23 protein-coding genes are annotated in these 24,687 nt (G+C 70.8%); 14 read left to right on the top strand and 9 right to left on the bottom strand.

What is annotated here, in order from left to right; genetic code table 11:
• The first annotated feature begins 103 nt into the window (after positions 1 to 103).
• The 4 genes from NE857_RS28255 to NE857_RS28240 all read left to right on the top strand — a co-directional run bounded on the left by NE857_RS28255 (position 104) and on the right by NE857_RS28240 (position 7,421).
• Positions 104 to 1,471: a hypothetical protein gene (locus NE857_RS28255; protein ID WP_254418395.1), complete on the top strand. Its 1,368-nt coding sequence runs from the start codon at positions 104 to 106 to the stop codon at positions 1,469 to 1,471.
• 240 nt (positions 1,472 to 1,711) lie between these two features.
• A complete protein-coding gene (locus NE857_RS28250) occupies positions 1,712 to 1,999 on the top strand; it encodes a WhiB family transcriptional regulator (RefSeq protein ID WP_014908913.1) in 288 nt (95 codons plus the stop codon).
• 310 nt (positions 2,000 to 2,309) lie between these two features.
• Entirely contained in the window at positions 2,310 to 5,768 is a 3,459-nt protein-coding gene (locus NE857_RS28245; protein WP_254418394.1) for a glycosyltransferase family 2 protein, read from the top strand.
• A 3-nt stretch (positions 5,769 to 5,771) separates the two neighbouring features.
• Positions 5,772 to 7,421, top strand: a complete 1,650-nt coding sequence (locus NE857_RS28240) for a DUF5719 family protein (protein ID WP_254418393.1) — start codon at positions 5,772 to 5,774, stop codon at positions 7,419 to 7,421.
• A 158-nt stretch (positions 7,422 to 7,579) separates the two neighbouring features.
• On the opposite strand, the gene NE857_RS28235 is transcribed toward NE857_RS28240, so the two are convergent.
• Positions 7,580 to 7,975 (bottom strand): metallopeptidase family protein, encoded by a 396-nt coding sequence (locus NE857_RS28235; protein ID WP_026116965.1) that lies wholly within the window; start codon positions 7,973 to 7,975, stop codon positions 7,580 to 7,582.
• A gap of 222 nt (positions 7,976 to 8,197) precedes the next feature.
• Between NE857_RS28235 and NE857_RS28230 the strand changes: the two genes are divergently transcribed.
• From NE857_RS28230 to NE857_RS28215, 4 genes are all read left to right on the top strand, one after another.
• Complete coding sequence (locus NE857_RS28230; RefSeq protein WP_017583234.1) at positions 8,198 to 8,599, top strand: DUF3499 domain-containing protein; 402 nt, start codon at positions 8,198 to 8,200, stop codon at positions 8,597 to 8,599.
• Between the two features lie 91 nt (positions 8,600 to 8,690).
• Positions 8,691 to 10,061 carry a phosphomannomutase/phosphoglucomutase gene (locus NE857_RS28225; RefSeq protein WP_254418392.1) on the top strand — a complete coding sequence of 457 codons (1,371 nt, stop codon included), beginning with the start codon at positions 8,691 to 8,693 and terminating at the stop codon, positions 10,059 to 10,061.
• A gap of 148 nt (positions 10,062 to 10,209) precedes the next feature.
• Entirely contained in the window at positions 10,210 to 10,386 is a 177-nt protein-coding gene (locus NE857_RS28220; RefSeq protein ID WP_014911237.1) for a Trm112 family protein, read from the top strand.
• 191 nt (positions 10,387 to 10,577) lie between these two features.
• Positions 10,578 to 11,951 (top strand): protein kinase domain-containing protein, encoded by a 1,374-nt coding sequence (locus NE857_RS28215; RefSeq protein ID WP_254418391.1) that lies wholly within the window; start codon positions 10,578 to 10,580, stop codon positions 11,949 to 11,951.
• A 64-nt stretch (positions 11,952 to 12,015) separates the two neighbouring features.
• Here NE857_RS28215 and NE857_RS28210 read toward each other — a convergent pair whose 3' ends face one another.
• Both NE857_RS28210 and NE857_RS28205 read right to left on the bottom strand, forming a co-directional pair.
• A complete protein-coding gene (locus NE857_RS28210; RefSeq protein ID WP_254418390.1) occupies positions 12,016 to 13,200 on the bottom strand; it encodes a hypothetical protein in 1,185 nt (394 codons plus the stop codon).
• Positions 13,201 to 13,283: 83 nt separating this feature from the next.
• Entirely contained in the window at positions 13,284 to 13,730 is a 447-nt protein-coding gene (locus NE857_RS28205; RefSeq protein WP_254418389.1) for a MerR family transcriptional regulator, read from the bottom strand.
• Between the two features lie 129 nt (positions 13,731 to 13,859).
• Here NE857_RS28205 and ahcY (NE857_RS28200) point away from each other — a divergent pair, with 129 nt between their 5' ends.
• Complete coding sequence (ahcY, locus tag NE857_RS28200; RefSeq protein ID WP_017583238.1) at positions 13,860 to 15,296, top strand: adenosylhomocysteinase; 1,437 nt, start codon at positions 13,860 to 13,862, stop codon at positions 15,294 to 15,296.
• Between the two features lie 18 nt (positions 15,297 to 15,314).
• On the top strand, positions 15,315 to 16,577 hold the full coding sequence (gene ahcY, locus NE857_RS28195) for an adenosylhomocysteinase (RefSeq protein ID WP_254418388.1): 1,263 nt from the start codon (positions 15,315 to 15,317) through the stop codon (positions 16,575 to 16,577).
• 4 nt (positions 16,578 to 16,581) lie between these two features.
• Here ahcY (NE857_RS28195) and NE857_RS28190 read toward each other — a convergent pair whose 3' ends face one another.
• Both NE857_RS28190 and NE857_RS28185 read right to left on the bottom strand, forming a co-directional pair.
• Complete coding sequence (locus tag NE857_RS28190; RefSeq protein ID WP_254418387.1) at positions 16,582 to 16,800, bottom strand: type II toxin-antitoxin system HicB family antitoxin; 219 nt, start codon at positions 16,798 to 16,800, stop codon at positions 16,582 to 16,584.
• A 64-nt stretch (positions 16,801 to 16,864) separates the two neighbouring features.
• On the bottom strand, positions 16,865 to 17,764 hold the full coding sequence (locus NE857_RS28185; protein ID WP_254418386.1) for an RDD family protein: 900 nt from the start codon (positions 17,762 to 17,764) through the stop codon (positions 16,865 to 16,867).
• Between the two features lie 116 nt (positions 17,765 to 17,880).
• Here NE857_RS28185 and NE857_RS28180 point away from each other — a divergent pair, with 116 nt between their 5' ends.
• Positions 17,881 to 18,876: a stage II sporulation protein M gene (locus NE857_RS28180; RefSeq protein WP_026116967.1), complete on the top strand. Its 996-nt coding sequence runs from the start codon at positions 17,881 to 17,883 to the stop codon at positions 18,874 to 18,876.
• A gap of 67 nt (positions 18,877 to 18,943) precedes the next feature.
• On the opposite strand, the gene NE857_RS28175 is transcribed toward NE857_RS28180, so the two are convergent.
• A complete protein-coding gene (locus NE857_RS28175; RefSeq protein WP_254418385.1) occupies positions 18,944 to 19,126 on the bottom strand; it encodes a hypothetical protein in 183 nt (60 codons plus the stop codon).
• A 136-nt stretch (positions 19,127 to 19,262) separates the two neighbouring features.
• Here NE857_RS28175 and NE857_RS28170 point away from each other — a divergent pair, with 136 nt between their 5' ends.
• The 3 genes from NE857_RS28170 (at position 19,263) to NE857_RS28160 (ending at position 20,263) form a co-directional block, all read left to right on the top strand.
• The gene (locus NE857_RS28170) at positions 19,263 to 19,490 is read left to right on the top strand and encodes a hypothetical protein (RefSeq protein WP_254418384.1); all 228 of its coding nucleotides are present in this window, start codon (positions 19,263 to 19,265) and stop codon (positions 19,488 to 19,490) included.
• Positions 19,423 to 19,797, top strand: coding sequence for a type II toxin-antitoxin system PemK/MazF family toxin (locus tag NE857_RS28165; protein ID WP_344013845.1), 375 nt, complete (start codon positions 19,423 to 19,425; stop codon positions 19,795 to 19,797). Before NE857_RS28170 ends, NE857_RS28165 begins: the two co-directional genes overlap by 68 nt.
• A gap of 139 nt (positions 19,798 to 19,936) precedes the next feature.
• Positions 19,937 to 20,263 (top strand): DUF397 domain-containing protein, encoded by a 327-nt coding sequence (locus tag NE857_RS28160; RefSeq protein WP_254418383.1) that lies wholly within the window; start codon positions 19,937 to 19,939, stop codon positions 20,261 to 20,263.
• Here NE857_RS28160 and NE857_RS28155 read toward each other — a convergent pair whose 3' ends face one another.
• The 3 genes from NE857_RS28155 to NE857_RS28145 form a co-directional block, all read right to left on the bottom strand.
• Entirely contained in the window at positions 20,264 to 22,276 is a 2,013-nt protein-coding gene (locus NE857_RS28155) for a tetratricopeptide repeat protein (RefSeq protein WP_254418382.1), read from the bottom strand.
• A 72-nt stretch (positions 22,277 to 22,348) separates the two neighbouring features.
• Positions 22,349 to 23,647 carry a DUF58 domain-containing protein gene (locus tag NE857_RS28150; protein WP_254418381.1) on the bottom strand — a complete coding sequence of 433 codons (1,299 nt, stop codon included), beginning with the start codon at positions 23,645 to 23,647 and terminating at the stop codon, positions 22,349 to 22,351.
• Complete coding sequence (locus tag NE857_RS28145) at positions 23,647 to 24,630, bottom strand: AAA family ATPase (RefSeq protein ID WP_017583247.1); 984 nt, start codon at positions 24,628 to 24,630, stop codon at positions 23,647 to 23,649. The genes NE857_RS28150 and NE857_RS28145 overlap by 1 nt, the downstream gene beginning before the upstream one ends.
• Positions 24,631 to 24,687 lie beyond the last annotated feature (57 nt).

The following is a 24,687-nucleotide window of genomic DNA, read 5'->3' as shown; positions in this document are numbered from 1 at the left end:
CCCCGTTTCCTTCCCCGGCGCGCCCCGGCCGATTCACCCGACAGCCCGACGATATGCCAAGCTTCCTCCGACGCGACGGCGAAGCAGCAGAGGGGAACCTCTCTTGAACAACGAAACACTAGAACGCCTGCGCCTTCCCGGGGCCTGGGTCCTGCTGGGGGCCGTGGGCGTCCAGATGCTTGCCGGACTTATCGAGTTGATCATCAGATCGAGTGAGTACAACGGGAGCTTCGCCTGGGCCATGGGTGCGGCCGGGTCCTCCTTCTACGGCATCACCATCACCCTGCTGCTGGTGGCCGCGGTAGCCCTGGTGCTCACCAGCGAGCGCACCCGCCCGGCGTCCTTCCCGGTGATCCTGACCGCGATGATCATGGTCGGTGTCGGCCTGCTCTTCGGTCTGATCGGTCTGATCAGCGGGTTCATCGACATCGACAACGGCGGTCTGGCCTTCGCGGGCTTCCTGCACCGGGCGGCCCTGATCGCGGTGCTCGGCTTCTTCGGGTTCTACCTGATCAAGATCTTCAACGACCCCACGGTCGTCCCGCGGGCACAGCCGCAGCAGCAGATGTACAACCAGCAGCAGTTCCCGCCCGCGACCGGCGCCCAGCAGTCGTTCGCCCAGCCCGGCTACCCGGTCGCCGACCCGACGCAGACGGGTGCACCGCAGCAGGCCTACGGTCAGGACGCGTACGGCCAGCAGGCCGCTTACGGTCAGGACGCCGCCGCTCAGCAGGCCGCTTACGGTCAGGACGCGGTTGCTCAGCAGCAGGCGTACGGCACCGGCGCTCAGCAGGCCTACGGCCAGGACGCTTCGGGTCAGCAGCAGGCCTACGGTCAGGACGCGTACGGCCAGCAGGCCGCTTACGGTCAGGACGCGGCTGCTCAGCAGGCCGCTTACGGTCAGGACGCGGCTGCTCAGCAGGCCGCTTACGGTCAGGACGCGGTTGCTCAGCAGCAGGCGTACGGCACCGGCGCTCAGCAGGCCTACGGCCAGGACGCTTCGGGTCAGCAGCAGGCCTACGGTCAGGACGCGTACGGCCAGCAGGCCGTCTACGGTCAGGACGCGGTTGCTCAGCAGCAGGCGTACGGCACCGGCGCTCAGCAGGCCTACGGCCAGGACGCTTCGGGTCAGCAGCAGGCCTACGGTCAGGACGCCGCAGCCCAGGGCTACGACCCGGCGCAGTACGCGCCGCAGACCTACGAGGGTCAGCCCGCCGCGGACCAGCAGGCCCAGGACGCCATCCAGCACGGTTGGTACCAGGACCCGGCCCAGCAGGGTCAGACGCCCTCCGAGCCCGGAGTTGAACCATTCTTTAACTCCGGTGAGAACACTGGTACCGAGACGCCCGACCAGAACGGTGCGTCGTACGGAAACCAGTACGAGTCCGGCTCGCCGTACGGCTCTGACCAGCAAGGACAGGGCGGTACGGACAACCAACAGAACTGGTACGGCAACGACGGCCAGCGCTGAGCCCGCCTGAATCGCCACGCTCCCCACACCTTGGGAAGGTACGTGAATTGCGTGGTAATCCACAGAACGGACATCGCGGGCCTGCCGTTGGAGGTTCGTTACATGATATTCAGTGGATTACCACGCAGGGCGCTTGACTCACAGTCATGCGCACGCGTGTAATTCCAATGTGGGATTTCCAGCCGGCCCGGGGGACGAAAAGGGTCGGGGACATCTATTGGGGGGCTACAGGAGGTGCGCATGAGCGAGGTCATCCCGCTGGCGCACGGCTCGGACGAAGATCTGGGCTGGCAGGAGCGCGCCCTGTGCGCGCAGACGGACCCGGAGGCGTTCTTCCCCGAGAAGGGCGGCTCGACGAGGGAGGCCAAGAAGGTCTGCCAGTCGTGCGAGGTTCGTGCGGAGTGCCTGGAATACGCGCTGGAGCATGACGAACGCTTCGGCATCTGGGGGGGACTCTCCGAGCGTGAACGCCGAAGGCTGAAGAAAGCCGCCGGGGGAGACTTCGATTTCCTGGCGGACATGCTGTAGGAGTACGCGTTGCGGCGCGTCCGGGCCACGAGCCCGGGCGCGCCTTTTTCATGTTCGGCACCCTTCATGGCCTTGGGCAGGATTGGGGCGGGTTGCCCCACCGGTGACGAATGCTCCGATATGGTCGCCCCAGCCTCACCCCGACCGAATAGGTCCGTAATGATGCGGGGTGGCGTATCGTGATGTCCCGCGTTCGCGTCCGCGAGCCGCGCTCGGCGCACACGCGCGCCCACCGGCCGCCACGGCCGGCAGACACCCCCGGACCCGCACACGGGCCCGACCCTTCTCCCGGAGAGAACCCACCACAGCCGTGCTTGACCTGGATTCCTCCCGCCATGTCGTCACCGCGGTCATCGTGTCCCACGACGGCGCACGGTGGCTGCCGGAAACCCTGTCCGCGCTCCGCGCCCAGACCCGGCCGGTGCAGCGGGTCGTGGCCGCCGACACCGGAAGTTCCGACGGCAGCCCCGACGTCCTCGCCGACCACCTCCCGGCCGACGCCGTCCTCGACCTGCCCGCCCGGACCGGCTACGGCGATGCGGTCAAGGCCGCCCTCGACCTGCCCAGATCCACCACCGAGGTGCACGGGTTCGACGACGACGCCACGGAGTGGATCTGGCTCATCCACGACGACCTCACCCCGGAGAAGGACACCCTCGAACAGCTCCTGGCCGCCGCGGACAAGGACCCGCGCGCCGCCGTCCTGGGCCCCAAACTCCGGGACTGGTTCGACCGCCGTCTCCTCGTGGAGGTCGGCGTCACCATCGACGGCGCGGGCCGCCGCGAGACCGGGCTGGAGCAGCGTGAGTTCGACCACGGTCAGCACGACGGCACCCGCCAGGTGCTGGCCGTCTCCAGCGCGGGCATGCTGGTCCGCCGCGACGTGTGGAACCGCCTCGGCGGCTTCGACCCGGCGCTGCCGCTGTTCCGCGACGACATCGACTTCTGCTGGCGCGTGGGCGGGGCCGGGCTGCGGGTTCGCATGGTCACCGACGCCGTCGCCTACCACGCCGAGGCCTCGGCCCGCCGCCGCCGGAGGATCACCGCCACCCGCAACCACCCCCGCCGGGTGGACCGCAGGCACGCGGTGTTCGTGCTGCTGGCCAACCTGCCCTTCGGCGGGATGGTGTTCGCGCTGCTGCGCAACTCCGTCGGGTCGCTGCTGCGCGTGATCATGTACCTGCTCATCAAGCAGCCGGCCAACGCGCTGGACGAGGCGGCCGCGATCACTCTCGTCTACGGTCGGCCCTTCCGCCTGGCCCGGGCGCGCTTCCGGCGCCGCCGCGACCGCCGCCGCACCTACAGCGCCATCCGGCCCTACCTGGCCAGGGGTGTGGCCATGCGCCAGTTCGCCGACGCGGTCACCGGCGTCCTCACCGGTGAACGGGTGGGCGACACCGCCGGACGCCACCAGGCGGTCACCACCGCGCCGGGGGAGGAGGACGACGGCCCCGCCGACGACTCCAGTTCGTTCCTGCGCCGGGTGGTCCTGCAACCGGGGCCCCTGCTGGTCATCGGCCTGACCGTGATCACGATCATCGCCGAACGCTCGCTGCTGTTCGGCGGGATGCTCGCGGGCGGCGCCCTGCCTCCGGTCACCGGTAACGCCCTGGACCTGTGGAACCTGTACCTGTCCGGACACCCGGACAGCGGAGTGGGGTCCTCCGGACCGATCCCGCCCTACGTGGGCTTCCTCGCGCTGCTGTCCACCCTCACCCTGGGGCAGCCGTGGATCGCGGTGATGGTGATCCTGCTGGGCTGCGTGCCGCTGGCCGGGCTCACCTCCTACCTGCTCGCCCGCGAGGTGCTGCGCTTCCGCCCGGCCCGCCTGTGGATGGCAGGGGCCTACGCCCTGCTGCCCATGGCCACCGGAGCCGTCGCCCAGGGCCGCCTGGGCACCGCCCTGGTGCACGCCCTGCTGCCGATCCTCGGCCTGCTGCTGGTCCGGATGGTCTCCATGCCGCCCAAGTCCTCGCGGCGGTCCGCCTGGGGGCTGGGCCTGGCCCTCACCGTGGCCACCGCCTTCGTCCCCATCGTCTGGCTTCTGTGCCTGGTCACCGGGGTTCTGGTCGCGGTCGCCTTCGGTCACCTGGGCCGCCGGATCTACGTCAGTGTGGCGATCAGCCTGGCCGTGCCGGTGGTCCTGCTCATGCCGTGGACCCTCGAACTCCTGATGCACCCGAGCCTGTGGTTGCTGGAGGCCGGACTGCACCGGCCCGAGCTGTCCGATCCCGGGGCGACCCCCGTCGAGCTGCTCATGCTCTCCCCGGGCGGCCCGGGAACGCCCCCGTACTGGGTGACGGCCGGGTTCATCGCGGCCGCCCTGTGCTCGCTGCTCCTGCTCCGCAACCGGATGCTGGTCGCGGCGGGCTGGTGCCTGGCCCTGTTCGGCATGCTCATCGCCGTCCTGACCAGCCGTATCGTGATCGAACCCTACTTCGGCGGCCCGCCCGCCCAGGTCTGGCCCGGCGTCGCTCTGGCCTTCGCCGCCACGGCCGTGCTGTTGACGGCCTCCACGGCGGCCCGCGCCTTCGGGAACATGATTCGCATCGGGGGGCTCAAGCGCTACTTCGCCCTGGGGGTGGCCGCGCTCGCGCTGGCCACCCCGGTCTCGGCGGCGGGACTGTGGATGTGGGAGGGCGTGGACGGCCCGATCACCGCGAACGCCCCCCGCTCGGTCCCGGGTGCGCTGGAGAGTGTCAGCTCCGACGGCACCGACCCCCGCACGGTCATCATCACCCCGGCCGACGACGGCAGCGTCGACTACGTGGTGGTCCGCGGTCGGGAGCCCAGGCTGGGCGAGGAACGGGTCCTGCCCGAACCCCAGGCCCGCGCCGCCGTGGACCGGGCCGTGGCCGAGCTCGCCGCGGGTCAGGGCGGGGACCAGCTGCACACCCTGCTCGACTACGGCATCCAGTACGTGCTCTACCCGCGTCCGGAACGCGGCGGCCCCGCTGACGCCACCATGGTCGACACCCTCGACGGCACCCCCGGGCTGGGTCGGCAGTCGCTGTCGGACCACTACGGGCTCTGGCGGATCGTGGAGACCACCGGCGCGCTGCGGACGGTCTCCGAGGACGGTCTGGAGGCCGAGACGCTCCAGGTGGAGGGTGCGGCCGACCAGCTCACCGCGGAGGTCGGCGAGGGGCGCACCGGACGCCGCCTGGCCCTGGCCGAACCGGCCGACGGCGGCTGGCGCGCCACCCTGGACGGCACCGAGCTCACCGAGGTGAGTACCGAGAACGGGACCCAGGCCTGGGCCCTGCCGGTGCACGGCGGTGAACTGCGCGTGTGGCACACGGACCTGGTGCACACCGCCTGGGTGGTCACCCAGGGGATCCTGCTCCTGGTCGTCGCGGTGCTCGCCGCCCCGGGCGTGCGCACCGAGGAGGAACGCAAGCTCATCGAGTCCACCCCTATGCCCCGGCCGCGGCGGCCGAGCCGGGGCCCGCTGGCCCGTTCCGGCAGGTCCAGGAGGGGGAGTCCACGGCGCGGGAAACCGGCGGACACGGGTGCGGTGGAGGTCGTCGCCGCTCCGGACGCGGAGTCTGCTGAGGGGCCCGCCGAAGAGCGCCCCTCAGGGGAAGGCGAGCCCGACACCGGGCCGACCACGACCGGTTCCATCCCCGTGGTCCGCGGCAAGCGACGCGGTACCCGGGGCACCCGCCGCGCGGGGACCCGCAGATCTTCGGGGGGCAAGCGCCGTGCCGGATCGTCCCGGGACCGTGACGCCTCGGAGGGCACCGACGACAACGAGCGGGAGGAGTAGGTCATGCGACTGATCGTGGAGAACCGGTTCGCGCTGTTCGGGCTGGTCGCGCTGGCGCTGCTCGCCCTGTTCGGGGTCGCGTTCGTGATCCGGCCGGTCAACCCCGAGCTGGGCGTGTCCGAACGGGGCGCGGTCCGGCCCGACCTGGCCGCCCGGGTCTGCCCGGCTCCGCACGAGTCCTCCGACGACGGAGCGGAGAGCTCGGTGGCCGCCTTCGCGCCCCGGGTCAGCCGCGACGACGAGGGTGTGCTGTGGGCGGTCCCGCTGGTCGAGGCTGTCGAGCCGCCCGACGAGGACGAGGACGAGGACGCCGAGAACGAGGGCGACGAGGACGCCGACGACGCGAGCCCGAGCCCCTCACCCAGCCCCGACGGCGACGCGGACGAGCGCGGCGAGCTCCTCGGCGAGGAGCAGACCGAACCAGGACGGGTCTGGCGTACCGACACCGGCGAGGCCGGCCTGCCCACCGCCCTGCACGCCGAGGGCTCCCTGGCCTCCGGCCTGGACGCCGCGCAGACCACCGTCTCCGACGACGGCATCACCGAGGTCCGCTGCGCCGAACCTTCCATCGGCACGTGGTTCGCCCTGCCCGGGGCCAACGATCCCGACGGCGTGGACCTGGACACCCTCACCGTGCACCTGTCCAACCCGGAGGCCTTCCGGGCCACGGTCAGCGTGGACATCTACACGAGGGAGGGCCCCTCCTACTCGCCGGACAGCCGGGGCATCCATCTGGGCCCGGGGGAGTCCACCGAACTCGACGTCACCGAGCTCATCCAGAACACCAGCTCCATCGGCGTTCACGTGCGCACCAGCACGGGCCGCGCCGCCGCGGCCCTGCTCGCCGAGCACTCCGCGGGGCCCGCGGACTGGGTTCCGCCTACCCGGGCGCCCGATGAAGCACACGTCATCCCCGGGGTGCCCGGCGGCGACGGCACCCGGCGGCTCATCGTGGCGGCGCCCGGCGACGAGCCCGTCCAGGTCCGCGTGCACGCGATCACCGCCGTGCCTGAGGAAGCCGAAGACGACGAATCCGAGGCTGACGGCACCGCCGGAACCGCCGACGACCCGCTGGTCCTGAACGTCCCCCCGGCCGCCTCTGCCTGGCTCACGCTGGAGAGCGTGCTCGGCGGGCTCCCGGGGACGGTCGTGGTGGAGGCCGACGCCCCCGTGGTCGCCGGGCTGATCGCCGAGGAGGTCGAGGTGGACGGCGACGACGTGAACGTCGTGGAGACCGCCTACACGGCCGCGGTGGACCCGCTGACGGGCCCGCTGGACACCACGGCGGTCATCCCGGACATGCCCGAGGGCGTGGACGTGGAGCTGGTCCTGGGTGCCCTGGACGGCGACGCCAAGGTCGTGGCGACGCCGATCGCCGCCGACGGCAGCACGGGAGACGCCGTGCGGGCCGAGGTGGCCGCCGGGACGACCCACGTCTTCGGTACCGACACCGACGGCTGGGCAGCACCCTCCGGGGTCGACCCCGAGGACGGCTACGCGGTACGGCTGGAACTGCTGGAGGGCTCGGGCCCGGTGTACGTGGCCCGCGTCCTGCGCTCCGGGGACGGGATCAGCGTCCTTCCGGTCCGCCCCGCCCCGGTCCGGGTCGAACTTCCGGTCGTCCGGGACAGCATGACCGGCGTGGTCCCCTGACCCGGAGCCCTGACCCCTGGGCCGCTGCTGGCCCACAGGCGGCCCACAGTCGGGCCCCAGGCCGCGCCGGTGGTCGTCCGCGGGCAGAGGGCAATCACCGCCCCGGGGGTACTCTCCGGGGCGGTGCTGTGGCATCTGGGGGTCGGTGCCGGTCGGCTCTAGTTCTCCGGATCCACCGATTCCGGTTCCACCCCGAGCAGGTTGGCGACCTCCTCGACCACGGTCTCGTGGACCAGGAGGGCCATCTCGTCGGGATCTTTGGTCCGTATCTCCACGGGCCGCCGGTAGACGATGATCCGTGCCCGACCCGCGGGGTCGGTCTCCAGGCGGGAGAAGGGGATCGTCTCGGTCGGGTTCCCGTGGCGCGGAACCGGGGGAACGTCCTCCACGAGGAAGTCGACGTTCGCCAGCTCACGCGCCCACAACCGCTCCAGGCGTTCGACGGCGTCCAGGACAAGGTCGTCGAAGGCCTGCGCTCGGCTGCGGGAGACGGGCAGGTCAGCGGGCACGAGAGGACCGCGGATGCCTCGGCCGCGGCGGTCCCGGCGCCGCACTCGGTCTGGTTGGCCACTGGAAAGGCGCACACGTCGCACACCTTGAGACTAAGCCATCACGAGCCCCCCGCGTAGTCCTGTGGGCCCAGGAGTACCGAGAAGGGGATCCCGTGCCCGGCAGGGGCCCGCGACCTGCCCGGGTCAAGAACTCTCGCCCAAAAACTGTGCGGGTCATGGGACGATGCTGGCGTGTCCCTCGGTAAAGGCATACAGTCAAACGCTGTGAGCCATGTTCGACGCTGTTCCCGCACCGCGTGCAGGCAGCCCGCCGTATTCACGCTCACGTACGTCTACGCCGACTCCACAGCTGTTCTCGGTCCGCTCGCCGCCTACGTGGAACCGCACTGTTACGACCTGTGCGCCGTTCACGCGGAGCGGTTGACCGCACCGCGCGGCTGGGAAGTCGTTCGGCTTCCGGTCGAGACGTCGGGAGGTGGTCCCGGCAGTGATGACCTGGAGGCCCTCGCCGACGCCGTACGTGAGGCGGCGAGGCCCCCGGCGCGCCCTGAGCCGTCCCCCGGTGAGCCCGTGGGGGAGGGCCAGGAAACCCTGCGCCGCGGTCATCTGCGCGTGGTCAAGTCCGACCGCGGTGACCAACGTCCGCCGCACCACCCCAACGGCTGAGCCCGCGACCTCTTGCTAGTTTTGTACGGCGCTCGATCGAAACCGGGCGCTGGACCGAATTCGTCGCAGAACCGACCTGGCCGGAGCAGACGTGGCTGATCTCGGAAGCATCTTCAAGGCATACGACGTGCGCGGTGTGATTCCGGACACCTTCAACGCAGACATCGCCCGGGCGGTCGGCGCCGCCTTCGCCCGCGTGGTCGGCGGTCCCGCCGTCGTCGTCTCCCATGACATGCGCCCCTCCTCCCCGGAACTGGCCCGGGCCTTCGCCGACGGCGTCACCTCCCGGGGCGTGGACGTGGTGTTCGCCGGACTCGGCTCCACCGACCTGCTCTACTACGGCTCGGGCTCCCTCGACCTGCCCGGCGCCATGTTCACCGCCAGCCACAACCCGGCCGAGTACAACGGCATCAAGATGTGCCGCGCCGGAGCCGCGCCGATCAGCGGCGAGACCGGCCTGGACGACATCCGCGCCCTGGCCGAGAAGATCCTCGACGGCGCCGACGACGCGCCCGCCCACGACGGCCCCGAAGGCACCGTCACGGAGCGGGACCTGCTGGCCGGCTACGCCGACTACCTGCGCGACCTCGTCGACCTCTCCGGGTCCCGCCCGCTCAAGGTCGTGGTGGACGCGGGCAACGGCATGGGCGGCCACACCGTGCCCGCCGTCCTGGAGCAGGGCCTGCCGCTGGAGATCGTCCCCCTCTACTTCGAGCTGGACGGCACCTTCCCCAACCACCCGGCCAACCCCCTGGACCCGGACAACCTGGTCGACCTCCAGGCCCGGGTCCGCGAGACCGGAGCCGACATCGGCCTGGCCTTCGACGGCGACGCCGACCGCTGCTTCGTCATCGACGAGCGCGGCGAGCCCGTCTCCCCGTCCGCGGTCACCGCCCTGGTCGCCGCCGAGGAGCTCAAGCGCGAGCCCGGCAGCACGATCATCCACAACCTCATCACCTCCGCCGCGGTCCCCGAGATCGTCGCCGAGCGCGGCGGCAACCCCGTGCGCACCCGGGTCGGCCACTCCTACATCAAGGCGACCATGGCCGAGACCGGAGCGATCTTCGGCGGCGAACACTCCGCCCACTACTACTTCCGGGACTTCTGGAAGGCCGACACGGGTATGCTCGCGGCCATGCACGTCCTGCGGGTCCTGGGCGCGGACGAGCGTCCGCTCTCGCAGATCACGGAGGAGTACTCCCGGTACGCGGCCTCGGGCGAGGTCAACTCCGAGGTCGCCGACGCCCCCGGTCGCATGGCCGCGGTGCGCACGGCGTTCGAGGGCAGGGACGGGGTCACCGTCGACGAACTCGACGGCCTCAGCGTCACCCTCCCCGGCGGGGCGTGGTTCAACCTGCGCGCCTCCAACACCGAACCGCTGCTGCGGCTCAACGTGGAAGCTCCCGACGACGCCGCCGTGGCCGGCCTGCGCGACGAGGTCCTGGCCATCGTCCGCGCCTGACCCGGTCCGGTAACCGGCGGGACCCCGGCCGGGATCCGACCGGGGTCCCGCCGGCACCCGACCGGTACACGGTTCGGTCGCGCCGTCAGGGCGCGCTAACCGATACACGTGGCCGCCGCACGCGGTCATCACACGAGGAACGAGAACCATGAGCACGAAGATCGACGGCTGGCTGCTGGAGATCCTGGCCTGCCCGCAGAGCCAGGCGCCGCTGCGCCACGACCCGGAGACCGACGAACTGGTCTGTGACGAGAGCGGTCTGGCCTACCCGATCCGCGACGGCATCCCGGTCCTGCTGGTCGACGAGGCGCGCAAGATCTCCTGACCACCGAAGGGCGACCTGAAAAAGGTTCGGCGGGGGACGGAACGTTCTCCCTGTTTCGGTAGTCATATCGGGTACGTCCGGGTAAGGGGCGCCCTTCGGGTGCCGGAGCCGCGCGCGGCCCTACCCGGCGTTTCCTACCCGTACCCTGATTTTGCGCTCCCCGCCCAAGACGACCTCCCTGGAGGACATCGATGCCCGGTCCCGAATCGCTACTGCCGAGCGACCCCTCCGCGTTCGGTGAATACAGCGTGACCGGACGACTGGGGAAGGGCGGCCAGGGCGTCGTCTACCTCGCTGAGGACCCCTCCGGCGACGAGTACGCGGTCAAGGTCCTCAACGACCAGTGGTCGGCCGACGCCGACCTGCGCAAGCGGTTCGAGAAAGAGGTCCGGGCCGCCCAGCGGGTCGCCTCCTTCTGCACCGCCGCGATCATCGACGCCCAGCTCGACAGCGACCCGCCCTACGTGGTCAGCGAGTTCGTACCGGGCAAGGATCTTCAGGAGACCGTCGCCAAGGGCAAGACCGTGCGCGGGGCCGCACTCCAGCGCCTGGCCGTCTCCACCGCCACGGCGCTGGTCGCCATCCACAAGGCGGGGATCGTCCACCGCGACTTCAAACCCGGCAACGTGCTGCTGGGCCCGGACGGACCGCGCGTGATCGACTTCGGTATCGCCCGGGTCGACGACGGCACCGCCACCATGACCAACTCGATCGTCGGCACGCCCTCCTACATGGCACCCGAGCAGATCGAGGGCCGCGGGATCACCGACAAGTGCGACATCTTCGCCTGGGGCTGCGTGATCGCGTTCTCCTCCACCGGACGGGCGCCCTTCGGCTCAGACACCGTCCCGGCCGTGGTGCACCGTGTGATCAGCGCCCCGCCGGACCTGGACGGCATCGACGACGCACTGCGGACGATCGTCGAGTCCTGCCTGGACAAGGACGCGAACCGGCGCCCCAACGCCCAGCAGCTGCTCATGCGGCTGCTCGGCCACGACGGCCCGGACGAGGCCGCCTCCGCGAGCGCCGACGACGCGCTCAAACAGGGCGAGCAGGTCTCCAGGACCGGCATGTTCAACGGCCAGCAGCTGCCGCCCGTGCAGCCTCAGGCACCGCAGTACCCGCCCACCGGCGCGCAGCCGGGCATGGGCTACCCGCCGGGTGTCTCGGACCCGCGCCTGGGCCAGAACCCCGGGGTCTCCAACCCCAACCCCTACGGGCCCGGACCCGGCGTGTCCAACCCCCGCCCCGGCCAGATGGGGCACCCGATGAGCTCGAACCCGCAGCACGGCGGGTTCGGCGCGCACCCGGGCATGTCCAACCCGCGGCCGGGTCTGCCGGGCCGCCCCCAGCAGCCGCAGCAGCCGCACGCCACGCCCCAGAACGCCAACCCGATGATGACCGGCGCGGTCAACCCCAACCAGACCTACAGCCCGCACGGGGCGCACCGGCCGCAGCCCGCCCAGCAGGACTCGATCCTCCAGCAGGGCTGGGTGATCCCGGCGGTGCTGATCACCATCATCATCCTGCTGCTGCTCCTGGTGATCCTGTTTCTCAGCGGCTGACCGGCCCCGGTGCCGAGCGCCGACCCGGGGTCACGCCTGCCTCTTCAGACCTCTTCAGACCTCCTCAGACTCGGGTGAGCTCGTTCATGGAGCGGGAGACCGCCTCGTCCACGAGGTCCCGCACCTGCGGCCAGCGGTCGTCCACGCAGTCCGTGGGCATCACCGTGACACTGTCGCTCCTGGACATCTCCAGCGTCTGCCGGACCCCCTCCGGGGTGACCAGTCGTGCGTTGGCGGTCACCGCCAGCACACCGCAGGGCGGGCTGCCCACGTCCTGCACGATCACGTACAGGGCCAGGGAAACCTCGCCCACCACCAGCTCCAGGCAGGTCCACCAGCGCGAGGAGCAGCCCTCGCCGGTGTCGGCCCCGTCCACTCCGTCGCCCGAGGTGACCGTGGCGCTCGCCCCGGGCGCCAGGGCACGCAGGATCAGCGCGACCGGTTCGCGGCGGGAGCGCACGTACTCCAGGACGCGGCGGCGCGTGACCGCGGTCAGCGGCGGGACCGGGGACTGGGCCGGGGGGCCTTCCGTGCGGCTCCAACCGAGTTCTCCGCGCAGGGCCCCGGTGACCAGCCGCGCGAAGTGCGCGACCAGGATCGCCAGCCGCTCTCCGGGGTCCCGCTCGGTACACGGATCCGGCGGCGGAGCGCCCGGATCGAGCAGCAGCGGGGGGAAGTCGGCCCGTTGGAGGACCCGGGAGGCCAGCACCCACGGCAGCGCCCCTGGTGGCCCGGTCGATCCGTGCGGTCCGTGCGCTCCTGACGACTCGGCCCCGGCCGACTCCTCCCCGGCGGCCTCGGCCAGGACCCGCACGCACTCGGCATAGGTGTGCGCGGCCCGTACCACGGGGTGCGCGGGGATCGTCGCGGCCCGGGCGAGATCGTCGGCGTGCGCGGAGGACAGGACGATCCTGAGCGGCCGCGGCGCCCGCGGCACGGAAACCCCTTCGGCGATCTCGCCCGCGGGCAGCTCGGCGACCCTTCCGGCCAGCGCGGCGATGTGCGGGGCGGTCATCGGCTCCCCGGACACCGCCGAACCGGTCAGCAGGAGATCGGTGAGCGCGGGATCGGCACCCCACTCCCGGACGCGGTCCCGCGTCAGTTCCCGCCGCGCGGCTCCGCGCGCGTCCAGGGTCTGGTCCTGGCGCTGTCTGGCCCAGACCGCCCGCAGGCTGTCGACGTCCCTGAGGTCTACGCGCACGCGCTCGGGGAGTGTCTCCCAAGCGGTGTCGCCGAGTTGGCTCTCCACGGTGTCATCCGTAGCCCGTGGGCTCTTTGCCAAAACATGCCGAACGGTTGGTCTGGGTGTCCGGAGGCGGCCGTGGCCTCGGGTCAACCAGAGTGCCCGGTGCGCGTCCCGGTGCCGGAAGGGTCCGGGCGCCGGGAGCGCAGCAGGCGCATGGCCTTCTCCTTCTCGAAGTCCAGAGCCCTGGTGGGGGCGGCGGCCAGCCTGCCCAGGCGTTCACCGTGCGCGCGGACCCGGGCCAGCACGTCGGGTTCGGCGAGCACACGCAGCGCGAAGGCCAGCGCCGCCGGCGGGATGTCGAACTCGCGCTCCAGCTCCAGCCCGCCCTCGATGGTGCGCAGGTCCTCCTCGGTGAACCGGCGGTGCCGGTGACCGCGCCCGGTGGGCTGCTCCTGGGTGCGGGGGAGCAGGCCCAGGCCCTCGCGGTAGCGCAGCATGCGGGCGGTGCTGCCGACCCGCTCGGCGGCCGCGGAGATGGGGACCGGCGCGGGGTCGGATCCGGGCGCTGTGGGGTCGTCGTCGAGGGCGGCCATGGAGGCGACCCTAACCCACCTCCGCCCCCACATCGCGCAAATCTGACATCTCGCTGTGAGCTTTGTGTCCGAGGGGCGTTCCCGGGCCTAGAATCGGGACGCAACCATGACTTGACGAGTGAGGAACGCATGGCTTTCGACTTCAAGGTCGCCGATCTCTCCCTGGCCGAGTTCGGCCGCGACGAGATCCGTCTCGCCGAGCACGAGATGCCCGGCCTCATGGCCACCCGCGCCGAGTTCGGTGACAGCAAGCCCCTCACGGGCGCCCGCATCATGGGTTCGCTGCACATGACCGTGCAGACCGCCGTCCTCATCGAGACCCTCGTCGCCCTGGGCGCCGAGGTCCGCTGGGTGAGCTGCAACATCTTCTCCACCCAGGACCACGCCGCGGCCGCCGTGGTGGTCGGCCCCGACGGCACCGTCGACGACCCCAAGGGCGTCCCCGTCTTCGCCTGGAAGGGCGAGACGCTGGAGGAGTACTGGTGGTGCACGGAGCAGGCCCTGACCTGGCCGGGCGCCGAGGGCCCCAACATGATCCTGGACGACGGCGGCGACGCCACCATGCTCGTCCACAAGGGCGCCGAGTACGAGAAGGCCGGTGCCGTTCCGGACCCCTCCACCGCTGACAGTGAGGAGTTCGAGGTCGTCCTCAAGCTCCTCCAGGAGAGCCTCAAGAAGGACTCCACCAAGTGGACCGAGATCGCCAAGCGCATCAAGGGCGTCACCGAGGAGACCACCACCGGTGTCCTGCGCCTGTACGAGATGCAGCGTGACGGCAGCCTGTCCTTCCCGGCGATCAACGTCAACGACTCGGTCACCAAGAGCAAGTTCGACAACAAGTACGGCATCCGCCACTCGCTGCCGGACGGCATCATGCGCGCCACCGACGTCCTCATCGGCGGCAAGGTCGCCGTGGTCTGCGGTTACGGCGACGTCGGCAAGGGCTCGGCCGAGGCGCTGCGCGGTCAGGGCGCCCGCGTCATCGTCACCGAGATCGACCCGATCAACGCCCTCCAGGCCGCCATGGACGGCTACCAGGTCGCCACCCTGGAGGACGTGCTGGAGACCGGTGACATCTTCATCACCACCACCGGCAACTTCAACGTGATCATGGCCGACCAGATCGTGCGCATGAAGCACCAGGCGATCGTCGGCAACGTCGGCCACTTCGACAACGAGATCGACATGGCCGGCCTGGCGAAGGTCCCCGGCATCAAGAAGAAGGAGATCAAGCCGCAGGTCCACGAGTGGACCCAGGAGAACGGCAAGTCCGTCCTGGTGCTCTCCGAGGGCCGTCTGCTGAACCTGGGCAACGCCACCGGGCACCCCAGCTTCGTGATGTCCAACAGCTTCACTAACCAGGTCATCGCGCAGATCGAGCTGTTCACCAAGCAGGACGAGTACCCGATCGGCGTCTACACCCTGCCGAAGATCCTCGACGAGAAGGTCGCCCGTCTGCACCTGGCCGCGCTCGGCGTCAAGCTGACCGAGCTCACCAAGGAGCAGGCCGCCTACATCGGCGTGGACGTGTCCGGGCCGTACAAGCCCGACCACTACCGCTACTAGGGGCGAGTCCTTCCACAGATGACACTCCCCTCACACGAGGTGGCGGACCTCGGCCTGTCCAGGGCCGGGGTCCGCCGTGTGGCATGGGCCGAACGCTCCATGCCCGTCCTGCGCAGCGTCCGCGCCCGCTTCGCCGGGGAACAGCCTCTGGCAGGTCTGCGGGTGGCCGCGTGCCTGCACGTGACCGCCGAGACCGCGAACCTGCTCCGCGTCCTTCGCGCGGGCGGCGCCCAGGTGTGGCTGGCCGCCTCCAATCCGCTGTCCACCCAGGACGACACCGCCGCCGCGCTGGTCAGCGAGTACGGGGTGGCCGTGCACGCCTGGGCCGGGATGGACACCGCCGCCTACGACCGCAACCTGGTCACGGTCCTGGAATCCCGACCGCACCTGCTGCTGGACGACGGCTGCGACCTGGTCAACACCGCCCACGTGGACCGCCCCGAACTACTCGAAGGGGTCCTGGGCGGCTGTGAGCAGACCACCACCGGGGTCATCCGGCTGCGCAGGATGAGCGCCGAGGGCGAACTGCGGCTGCCGATGGTGGCGGTCAACGACACCCGCACCAAGCGGATGTTCGACAACCGCTACGGCACCGGGCAGTCGACCGTCGACGGGATCCTGCGCGCCACCAACACCCTCCTGGCCGGACGCACCGTGGTCGTGGCAGGGTTCGGCTACTGCGGTCGCGGCCTGGCCGAACGCTTCCGCGGCATGGGCTCGAACGTGGTCGTCACCGAGGTGGACCCGGTCAAGGCGCTGGACGCCGTGATGCAGGGGTACACGGTCGCCACCATGGAGACCGCGGCCCCGGTCGGGGACGTGTTCGTCACCGCCACCGGCAACCGCGACGTGATCCGCCGCGAACACCTGGCGGTGATGCGCGACGGCGCGATCCTGGCCAACTCCGGCCACTTCGACCTGGAGATCGACCTCAACGCCCTGGACGCGCTGTCCGTGGCGGTCGACCGCGGCGTACGCGAGCAGGCCGACGAGTACGTGTTCGCCGACGGTCGCAGGCTCCTGCTGCTCTCCGAGGGGCGCCTGGTCAACCTGGGCGCGGCCGAGGGCCACCCGGCCGCCGTCATGGACATGTCGTTCGCCGTGCAGGCCCTGACCACCGAGTGGCTGGCCAAGGCGCACGGGACCCTGGCACCGGGCGTGGTGGACGTCCCGGAGGAGACCGACAACGAGGTCGCCCGCCTGGAGCTGGCCGCCCTCGGGGTGGGCATAGACGCCCTCACCCCCGACCAGGAGGCCTACCTCAACTCCTGGCGCCCCTGACCCCTCACGCAGCGGTCAACGTCGTCGCCGCCACGGTGCTGGGCTCCGGGACGGCTTCACCCCGTTCCCGGAGCACTGCCAGGTGCCCCCGCACGGTCTCGTGCATCTCCCGGAGGGTTTCCTCCTCCGTGTCCCCGAGGGCCACGCAGCCGGGAAGGCCAGGGGACCAGGCACCGAAAGCACCGTCTTCGGCCCGCTCGATGATGACCGCGAACGTGCTCATCGCTACCTCCGACACGGCGTGCCCAGGCGGTCGCCGTGGACGCTTTTCTCTGATGGGCCGGGATTTACCAGCGGTGCTGCGGGTTCTGCCCCTGGCCCGGGAAGCTCTGTTGGGGCTGCCCCTGGGGGTAGTGCCCCTGGCTCTGGTAGCCCTGCGGGTCCTGGGCGCCCTGTGGTCCCTGGCCCATGGCCTCCAGGCTGCGGCGGCGGCGCTCGGCCAACACAGCGGCCAGGAAGAACGGCGGGGTGGTGCCGGGCGGCGGGGGCGGGCTGACCTGGGCGGCGACCGCGTCGGCCAGCTTGATGCCCATCTCGTGCCGGGTGTGCTCGGCGAGCTCGCCGTAACGCAGCACGTACTGGCGGGCGGAGTTCGCGGTCTCGGGGGAGAGGCGGGACAGCTCGGTGCCCGCCGCCCAGGCTGCCAGGTGCGGTGGCATCGGGATGACCGTGTCGCGGCGCTTTCCGGTGCGCTCCTCCACCACCATGGTCCCGGCCACGAAGTCGCCGACCCGGCGGCCGTCCCGGTTGAGCATCGAGGTGACCAGGGCGATCACGCCGAAGGTCATCCACAGCTCCACGAACCCCGAGAGCGCCCGGGCCAGCGCCTGGCGGAAGCGTTCGGGTGAGCCGTCGGTACCGACCACCCGCAGACCCAGGGCCATCTTGCCGAGGGAGCGCCCGCGTGAGATGGACTCGAACGCGGTGGGATAGCCGACGATGATCAGGATCGTGGTGGCCAGGGAGATCGCGGCCGTCGCGGCGGGGTCGACGCTGAACGCGATCCAGGAGACGACCAGGCCCAGAGCGATCAGCGCGATGACCTGCACCAGGAAATCGATCGCGATGGCGGCCGCGCGTGTGGCGAACCCGGCCGGGCGCAGTTCGAGTACCACCGCGTCACCGGTGACCAGCGGCGTCGTGCCGTACGCGTTGTCACGGGACTCGCCGCCACCGGGATAGGACACCAGTACACGCTCCCTTACCGGGTGTCTGAAACCGTCTCCCAGAGACTACCCGTCCGTGCGGTGGTCCGTTCGCATCAGTCACGGCCGCGGGGCCCGGATCCAGTAGTGTCCCATACGTGGATATCGACGTGTTCGCCGCGGCGCACGCCCGGGAGTGGGACCGACTGGACGAACTGGTGCGCAGACGCCGTTCGCTCACAGGTGAGGAGATCGACGAACTCGTCGAGCTCTACCAGAGGGTGTCCACCCACCTGTCGGTGGTGCGCTCCTCGGGTCAGGACCCGGAGCTGGCCGCCCGGCTGTCCTCCCAGGTGGCCCGGGCCCGGTCGGCGGTCAGCGGTGCGCACTCCTCCTCGTGGACCGACGTCATCGGCTTCTTCACCCGGGTCTTCCCGGCGGTGCTGTACCGGCTGCGCTGGTGGTGGATCGGCGTCACCGCCGGAACCCTCGCGGTGGCCACGGTGACCGGGGTGTGGATCGCCACCAACCCCGACGTCCTGGCCGCCCTGGGCACCCCCGAGTCCATCGCGCGCTACGTCGAACACGACTTCGCCAACTACTACGTGGAGAACCCGGCGGGTTCCTTCGCGGCCCAGGTGTGGACCAACAACGCCTGGGTCGCGGCCCAGGCGATCATCTTCGGCGTGGCCTTCGGCCTGCCCACCCTGGGGGTGCTGTTCCTCAACGCGGTCAACATCGGCGCGGCCGGCGGCATGATGTTCGCGATGGGCCGCGGCGACGTCTTCTTCGCCCTGATCCTCCCGCACGGCCTCCTGGAGCTCACCGCCGTGTTCGTCGCGGGCGGCGTGGGCCTGAAACTCGGCTGGACCCTGATCGCCCCGGGCGAGCGGACCCGCCTGCGTGCCCTGGGCGAGGAGGCCCGTGCGGCCATCGCGGTGGCCCTGGGCCTGGTCGTGGTCCTGTTCGTCTCCGGCCTCATCGAGGGCCTGGTCACCGGCTGGGTCACCAACACCTGGATCGCGATCGGCATCGGCGTGGTCGCGGAGGTCCTGTTCCTCGTCTACGTGTTCACGGTGGGCAAGAAGGCCCACGAGGAGGGCGAGACCGGCGACATCAGGGACGCCCCGGCAGCGGTCCCGGTGGCTGGTTAGGCACTGCCGTATGTGGGCCTCACCCCGGTGAACGCCACCGGGCCTGGGTAGAAAACATTCTGCGCGGTCAGGGTGTGGTGCGCACCCGGCGTGTGTGCCCGGATCGCCCGTATCCCGGTGAACTGCCGCTTCGCGGCCGGAACGGGGCCTGCGGCGGCGCGTTCAGGGTGACGCCGCCGTGGATGTCCCGGATCTGGAGCAGCTGTCCGTAGACGGCGTCCTGGGTGGAGCTGCGGGCTTTGGGGGGCATGCCGCCCATGATGCCGGACGGGTAGCGGCCGAGCCCGCCTTAGAGCGGAACGGATCCCCAACGGATAGTCGCCCGCCTGCCGTGTATGACATGGTTTACCATGTGTGCGTAAGACGTTCTGTCATACACTGTCGAAATGGCGATGATCAGTTTCAGACCAGACGAACAGACCGAACGCGAGTTGAGAGAGCTCACCGAAGGCCGTGACCGCTCGACTGTGCTCAGGGAGCTCATTCACGAGGCCTATGTGGAACGCCTGTACGCCCAGGCAAGGGAAGACGCTGAGCGGCTGCGGCATGATGAGGCGGATAAGGCGGAACGTTCCCGGATCGCGGAGGAGATGGGTGATCCGGATGCGTGGTGATCTCTACAGGCTCCGCACGGACCGGCGTCTCCAGGGGCACGAACAGCGCGGCCCCCGCTACTGCGTCGAGTTGCAGGGGCCATTCAATCTGTCAACCGTCGTTGTCGCACCCACGTCGACGAGTGCGGGGCCAGCGATCTTTCGGCCCGAGATCAAACTGGCCGACGGCACCTCCACACTGGTCCTGGTCGACCACATACGATCGGTCGATCGTGAGCTCAGGCTGGGGGACTTCGCGGGCCGGCTTGAACCCCGTGAGCTCGACGAGGTTGACAGGGCGTGCCGTCTGATGCTGGGGCTTCTCTGAACCCGCTACCCGAAGGGGAACCAGCACGGTCGGCGCTCCGTTGCGGGCTTTGGGGATGAGGCCGTACACCGATGATGCCGGACGGGCAGCCGCTGAGCCCGCCGGAAATCGGAACGGGCACCCGTGGCAGTATCTGGACATGGGCGACTACTCACCTCACTGGTTCAAGAGCGGTCACAGCAGCCTTGAGCACGAGTGCCTGGAGGTCGCGGTCATCGATCCGGTGTGGCGCAAGAGCAGTTACAGCAATTTCGCCATGAACTGTGCGGAGGTGGCTGCCCGGGCCGAACCCGAGTGGTTCAAGAGCAGCCACAGCAGTATGGAGAACGGTGATTGCATCGAGGTGGCCTCCGGGCCCGTCACGATCATGCTCCGGGACTCGCAGAACCGCGAGGCCGCGGTACTGGCCGTCCCCGCGTGGGAGTGGGCCGGGACCGTCTTTCTGGTCTCCGGCCGAGGCGGCTGATCAGCCCTCGGCGAGCCGCCCCGCCTTCTCGTACCACTCCCGGGTCATCGAGGTGGCGGGGTGGTCCTCGCCCAGGATCTCCTCACGGGTCTCCATAGTGCGCGCGAACCCCTCGGCCGCGGTCCGGTAGTCCCCTCGTTCGAAGGCCACCCTGGCCAGGTTGTACCCGGTCTCGACCGTACGGGGGTGCAACCGCCCCAGGAGCCGGGAGCGCACCTGCCCGACCCTGCGGAACCCCTCCTCGGCGGCGTCGTGCTCGCCCCTGTACATCAGCACGAAGGACAGGTTCTCCAGGGCCTGCAACGCGCCCTGATCCTCCTCCCGGGAGAGCTTCACGTGCTCCTCCCAGAGGGAACGGAACTCCTCCTCCGCGGTGGCCAGGTCACCGCGCAACCCCCTCATCAACGCGACCTGGTGGCGGCTGCTCAGTGTCTCCGGATGAGTGGTCCCCAGCACCGACTCGCGCTCGCGGGTCACTGATCGGAAGATCTCCTCGGCCTCCTCGAACCTGTCGAGGTCACGCAGGGCGTCGGCCAGCGTGTGCTGTGCCCGAAGGCTCTCCGGATGGTCCCCGCCCAGGTTGGCCCGGCTCTGGTCGGCGATGACCCGCAGGTTCCGCTCCGCCTCCTCCCGGTGACCGAGGAGCATGAGGGACCGTTGAGACTGGGCGTTCACCCGGACGGATTCGGGGTGCCCCGGGTCGTGGATCCGGGACAGGACTCTGTGGAGGACGGTGTAGGCGCCCATCTCCAGAACGTAGTCGTGGTCGGCGCGCCAGCGCAGTAGCCGCTCCGCTGTCTCCAGCAGGGGGAGGGACTCCGGGCCCAGGTTCACGCGGATGGATTCGGACACCAACGGGTGCAGGCGCAGGGCAGTCTCCCCGGCACGCTGGCCGACGGTGACCAACCCGTGGACGACCAGCTCGTTGATCGCGCGAGCCAGTCCCGCCTCGTCCAGCGAGCCCAGCGCTCCGCCCGCCAACTCGGACAGCGGAAGCCGACGCAGGGGCACGGCGACGGCGTTGCCTCCAAGAACCGACAGGATCCGTAGCAGGGGCCCGGCTGTCGGCTCCCGCTCGGTGACCAGGCGCAGCGACAGCTCCCAGACCTCGGAGAGCAGTCGGCGTTCGCTGTCCGGCCCGGTGACCAGGGGCGCGGCCAGAGTGTCGATCCGGGCGACGTCCTCGCCGAGGTGCCGCAGGAGTGCGTCGGCGTCCGGGAAGAGCACCTGGTGGGTGGCCAGGACGCGCCCGGCCAGGGTGAGTGCCAGCGGCACCCCGCCGAGACGTTCGGCGAGGTCGGCAGCTCCGGGGAGTTCGGCCAGCCCGGAGTGGTCGGTGAGGGCGACGGCGGCCTCGGTGTCCTCCAGCACCTCCACCCGGTGCACCTTCGCGGGCGCCCACAGGGCGGGGTCGTCCACTCGGCTGGTCACCAGAACGAACCCGCCCGGGCTCGCGCGCATCCAGCCGCGCTGTTCGCCGGGGCGGTTCTCCGGATCCAGCAGCTCAGGCTGGTCGGCGTTGTCGATGACGAGCAACCAGGGGCGGGGTGCGGCGTCCAGGTGGCGCCAGACCCAGCGGGTGGCCGATCTCGGAGCGACCTTGAACTGCTCGGCCTCCTGGCGGGAGCCGCCCAGTTCAACCGCCACCTCCAGCATGCTCGGCACGATCGCGTCCGGGCGCACCCAGAACACCGTCCACCCTTCTGAGCGCGCGTGCTCCGCCAAGGTCGCCGCCACGGTGGTCTTGCCGAACCCGCCGGGGCCGGTGAGCACGTGCGGGACCGGTGCTCCGCGTTGCATCGCTGATTGCAGCTCCGTCAGCAGCTCCGCACGCCCTCGTGCGGGCGTCGCGGGGCGAGGTGGGTCCAAGGACACGTCCGCGACCGGTGGGGGCGCCTGGGCGGCGTTCAGGGTGACGCCGCCGTGGATGTCCTGGACCTGGAGCAGCTGCCCGTAGACGGCGCCCCGGACGTCGTTCGCGTTCCGGTTGTGGGCTTCGGGGGGTGAGGCCATGACCCCCATAGTGCACGAAGGAGGCGCCCTCCCGCGGGGGAGAGCGCCTCCACAACGTCTTCCTGCGACTTCCTACAACCGCCCCTGGGCCTTCAGGTTGATGTAGGCGTCGGCCAGCGCCGGGGCGATGTGCTCCGGGTCCGCGTCCACGACCTCGGCGCCCATCCTGCGCAGCTCGGCGCTGATCCGGTGGCGTTCGCTGAGGGTGCGCTCGGCGGAGGCCGCCCGGTACAGGGCCCCGGCGCTGCCCCGTTCCGCCGCCATCTCCTCGACCCGCGGATCCCGGATCCCCGCCACCATCAGCAGGTGGTGGGAGGACAGCAGCGGCAGCCTCGGCAGCAGCCCCTCCTCGAGGGAGGTGGCGTTGAGGTCGGTCAGCAGTACCACCAGCTTGCGGGCCCGGCCCTGGGTCAGCACGGCGCTGACCAGGCCCGCCGGGTCCGACTCGACCAGTTCGGCCTCCAGCGGGGCCATGGCCTCCACCACCCGGTTGACCTGGCTGCCCTTGCCCGAGGCCTTCACCTGAGCGCGCACCGCGCGGTCGTAGGCCATGAAGTCCACCCGGTCGCCGGCCTTGCCCGCCAGCGCGGTCAGCAGCAGCGCGGCGTCCATGGCGTGGTCCAGCCTCGGGGTGTCGCCCACCCTTCCGGCCGAGGTGCGGCCGGTGTCCAGCACGATGAGGATGCGCCGGTCCCGTTCGGGCCGCCAGGTGCGGACGACCACGCCGTCGTTGCGGGCGGTCGCCCGCCAGTCGATGGAGCGCACGTCGTCGCCGGGCACGTAGTCGCGCAGCGAGTCGAACTCACTGCCCTGCCCGCGCACCATCGTGGTGTGCTGCCCCTCCAGCTCGCGCAGCCGGGACAGCTTGCCCGGCAGGTGCCTGCGGCTGTGGAACGGAGGCAGGACCCGCACGGTCCAGGGGGCCTGTAGCGTGCGCTGTCGGCCGGCCAGCCCGAGCGGGCCGATGCTGCGCACCGTCACCCCGGCGGAGCGGGCGTCACCGCGGCGCGTGGGAGTGAGCGCGGTCCGCACACGACGGCGCTCCCCGGCGCCCACCAGCAGCGGCTGGACCTTGGGGGAGGAGTGCGAGCTCGGCGGCCAGGCGTCGCGGACCGAACCGCGCAGCCGCCGCTTCGTCGGGTTGGAGACGGTCACGAACACCTCGGCGGTCTCACCCAGGCGCAGTGAGGTGTCACCCTCCCGGGTCAGGCGCAGCTTCCGCGGGCCGGTCGCCAACAGCACGTCCACCACGACCAGAACCAGTACCAGGCCCACGGCGAGGTAAGTGACGGTCCCGCTGATATCGCCGGAGATCGCCACTGCTCCCGTCGCGAGGAGCGCCAGCAGTGCGGCCCGGCCGGTGACCACCATCAGCGCGGCACCGGGACGGAGGCGAGCACACCGTCCAGGATCCCGTCGGTGGTGGCGCCCTCCAGCTCGGCTTCCGGGCGCAGCCCGATCCGGTGCCGCAGGGTGCCCTTGGCCAGGGCCTTGACGTCGTCGGGGGTCACGTAGTCGCGGCCGGACAGCCACGCCCACGCCCGGCTGGTGCGCAGCAGCGCGGTCGCGCCCCGAGGGGAGGCGCCCAGCTGGAGGGATGCGGAGAACCGGGTGGCCCGGCACAGGTCCACGATGTAGCCCAGCACCTCTGGGGCGATCCGTACCTGAGCCACCGCATTGCGGGCGGCGTGCAGCTCGGCGGCCCCGGCCACCGCCCGCACCCCGGCGGCGGTCAGGTCGCTCGGGTCGAAACCGGCGGCGTGTCGGCCGAGCATGTCGATCTCGGCGTTGCGCTCGGGCAGCGGGACGGTCACCTTCAGCAGGAACCGGTCCAGCTGGGCCTCGGGCAGCGGGTAGGTGCCCTCGTACTCGACCGGGTTCTGGGTGGCCGCGACCATGAACGGGTCCGGCAGCGCCATCGGGCGCCCCTCCACGGTGACCTGCCGCTCCTCCATGGCCTCCAGCAGCGAGGCCTGCGTCTTGGGCGGGGTCCGGTTGATCTCGTCGGCCAGCAGCAGGTTGGTGAAGACCGGCCCCTGCATGAACTCGAACTTCGCCGTGTGCTGGTCGTAGACGAGCGAACCCGTCACGTCACCCGGCATCAGGTCCGGGGTGAACTGCACCCGCTTGTGGTCCAGTGACAGGGCCTGGGAGACCGTGCGCACGAGCAGTGTCTTGGCGACACCCGGCACACCCTCCAGCAGTACGTGGCCGCGGCACAGCAGTGCCACGACCAGGCCGGTCACCGTCTCGTCCTGACCCACGACCGCCTTGGCCACCTCGCGGCGCAGGGCGGTCAGCGCCGCCCGGGCCTCGTCGGCGGAGGGCAGTGCCTCGGGTGTGAAGGCGCTCACGTGCCGTCTACCTCTCTCGATACGTCAGTGACCCCATGGGTCTGTTCAGGTCTGTGC

Origin of the sequence: Nocardiopsis exhalans, from assembly GCF_024134545.1 — a bacterium.
Classification (GTDB): Bacteria; Actinomycetota; Actinomycetes; order Streptosporangiales; family Streptosporangiaceae; genus Nocardiopsis; species Nocardiopsis exhalans.
Note: the sequence above shows the minus strand (reverse complement) of the source record. Positions and strands in the feature narration are given on the sequence as shown.